We start from the raw sequence: 1,871 nt of genomic DNA, 5'->3' as shown, positions 1-1,871 counted from the left end.
GAAGGCGGCGGGCGCCATGGCCAGACCGGCGACACCGGCGACGGCGGCGGCGCCCAGGGCGCGGCGAGCGTGGCTGCGAACGCCGGCGGCGGCGGGCGAGGAAGGCTTTTGCATCTTGTCGAGAGACCCCAGCTCGGGTCGCGGCGGGAAGGATCCGCGGCCCTTGTCCTGAAATTGCGAGGCGTTCTTAGTTACGCCTTTGCTGGGGTGCAATAATAATCAGTCGCAGGATGAGCCGCGGCCCCCGATACACGCGGAAACCGTGGCCATAATGCAACGTATCGCCTTGGTATCAGGCGCCGCGGGCCACGAACCAGCCGTTGCGGAAGCCCTGGTCGGCCTTGCCATAAAGGAAGGGCTCGCCCTCGGGGGTGGTGAAGCGGCCGCCGGCGGCGACGATCAGGGCGTGGCCGGCCGCGGTGTCCCACTCCATGGTCGGCCCGTGGCGCGGATAGATGTCGGCCGCGCCCTCGGCGATGCGGGCCAGCTTGATCGACGAGTCCATGGGCGCGCGAAGGCTGAAGCCGTACTGGTCGGCCAGGGCCGTGGCCTTGTCTTCCTTCATGGTGTGGCTGACCAGGGCCAGGGCCTCGCCCTGCGGCCAGGCGCGGGCCCGCACCGGCGCCTCGGCGCCGTCCGCGCCCTCGCGCTTGAGCACACCGCCGTCGGCCGTGAACCAGACCTCGCCGGTGGCCGGGGCGCAGACCGCGCCGGCGACGGGAACGCCATCGTCGATCAGGCCGATGTTGACGGTGAAGTTGGGATCGCCGCGCACGAAGGCCTTGGTGCCGTCCACCGGGTCGACCAGGAAGAAGCGCGGGCCGATCTCGTCGGGCGTGCCGTACTCGCAGGCGTGCTCCTCAGAGATGGCGGGGATGTCGGGGAACTGCTGGGCCAGCAGGGCCAGGATCACCTTCTCGCCGGCGCGGTCGGCCTCGGTCACGGGGCTCTCGTCCGCCTTGCGCGCCACGTCCAGCTCGGTCCGCCAGAACGGCAGGATCACCTCGGCGGCGGCCTCGACGATGCGGGCCAGGTCGCGGCCGATGTTCGCCGGAAGGGGGGCGGAGCTCATGCTTGTCCTCGGGGGTCGTCGCCGACGAAGTCCAGGGTCACGACGCGGGCGTCGATCGTCTGCTTGCCGGCCTCTTCGAAATTCACGGTGACGCGATGGCCGGTCACGGACTGCACCTGGCCAAGGCCCCAGTCGGGCTGGCCGGGATGGCGCACCAGGGCGCCGGGTTCGAGAAAGGGATCCATCACACGCACCTGATAGAGGCTGGCGGCGCAAAGCGGGAGCGGTTTTAGGCGCCCGGACGCCCTAAAAGTCGTCGTTGCGGCCTGGCGGTCCCGTTTGCCAAAGTCCCAAATCACGCCAAAGATCGCGCCATGACCGACACCGAAGCCACCGCCTCGCCCGCGCCCGCCGCCACGCTTGACGTCAACGGCCCGGATTTCGCCGCCCTGGTGGCCGCGCGCCTGTGTCATGACTTCATCAGCCCGGCCAGCGCCATCGTCTCGGGCCTGGACCTGCTGGAAGACCCCAGCGCCCAGGACATGCGCGACGACGCCATGAGCCTGATCACCAGCTCGGCCCGCAAGCTGGCCGACCTGCTGCAGTTCACCCGCGTGGCCTTCGGCGCCTCGGCCTCGGCCGAGAGCTTCGACTCCCGCGAGCTGGAGAAGCTGTCCCAGCAGGGCGTCTTCGCCCACGTGCGCCCCAGCCTGACCTGGGACATAGCGCCGCAGTCGCTGAACAAGGCCGCCTCGCGCGCCCTGCTCAACATCGCCCAGATCGCCGCCAGCGCCCTGCCGGCCGGCGGCGCGGCGACCCTGCGCGCCGTCGTCGCCGACGGCCGCACGGCCATCACCGC

General features: G+C 70.7%; 3 protein-coding genes. 1 reads left to right on the top strand and 2 read right to left on the bottom strand.

What is annotated here, in order from left to right; all coding sequences use genetic code 11:
* Positions 1-292: 292 nt before the first annotated feature.
* Both cysQ and DMC18_RS25430 read right to left on the bottom strand, forming a co-directional pair.
* The gene (cysQ, locus tag DMC18_RS25435) at positions 293-1,072 is read right to left on the bottom strand and encodes a 3'(2'),5'-bisphosphate nucleotidase CysQ (RefSeq protein ID WP_110120441.1); all 780 of its coding nucleotides are present in this window, start codon (positions 1,070-1,072) and stop codon (positions 293-295) included.
* On the bottom strand, positions 1,069-1,260 hold the full coding sequence (locus DMC18_RS25430; RefSeq protein ID WP_110120443.1) for a DUF3553 domain-containing protein: 192 nt from the start codon (positions 1,258-1,260) through the stop codon (positions 1,069-1,071). The genes cysQ and DMC18_RS25430 overlap by 4 nt, the downstream gene beginning before the upstream one ends.
* Positions 1,261-1,386: 126 nt before the next feature.
* Here DMC18_RS25430 and DMC18_RS25425 point away from each other — a divergent pair.
* Positions 1,387-1,871 (top strand): histidine phosphotransferase family protein (locus tag DMC18_RS25425; RefSeq protein WP_110133436.1); only part of this gene is annotated, 485 nt, incomplete at its 3' end.

Source organism: Caulobacter sp. D5 (assembly GCF_003185805.1).
In the GTDB taxonomy this organism is placed as follows: Bacteria; Pseudomonadota; Alphaproteobacteria; order Caulobacterales; family Caulobacteraceae; genus Caulobacter.
This window is presented reverse-complemented; position numbering and strand designations above follow the sequence as displayed.

What these genes read in the sequence shown, in the direction of transcription:
- cysQ (WP_110120441.1), bottom strand. Translation starts at nt 1,072, where the DNA reads ATGAGCTCCGCCCCCCTTCCGGCGAACATCGGCCGCGACCTGGCCCGC.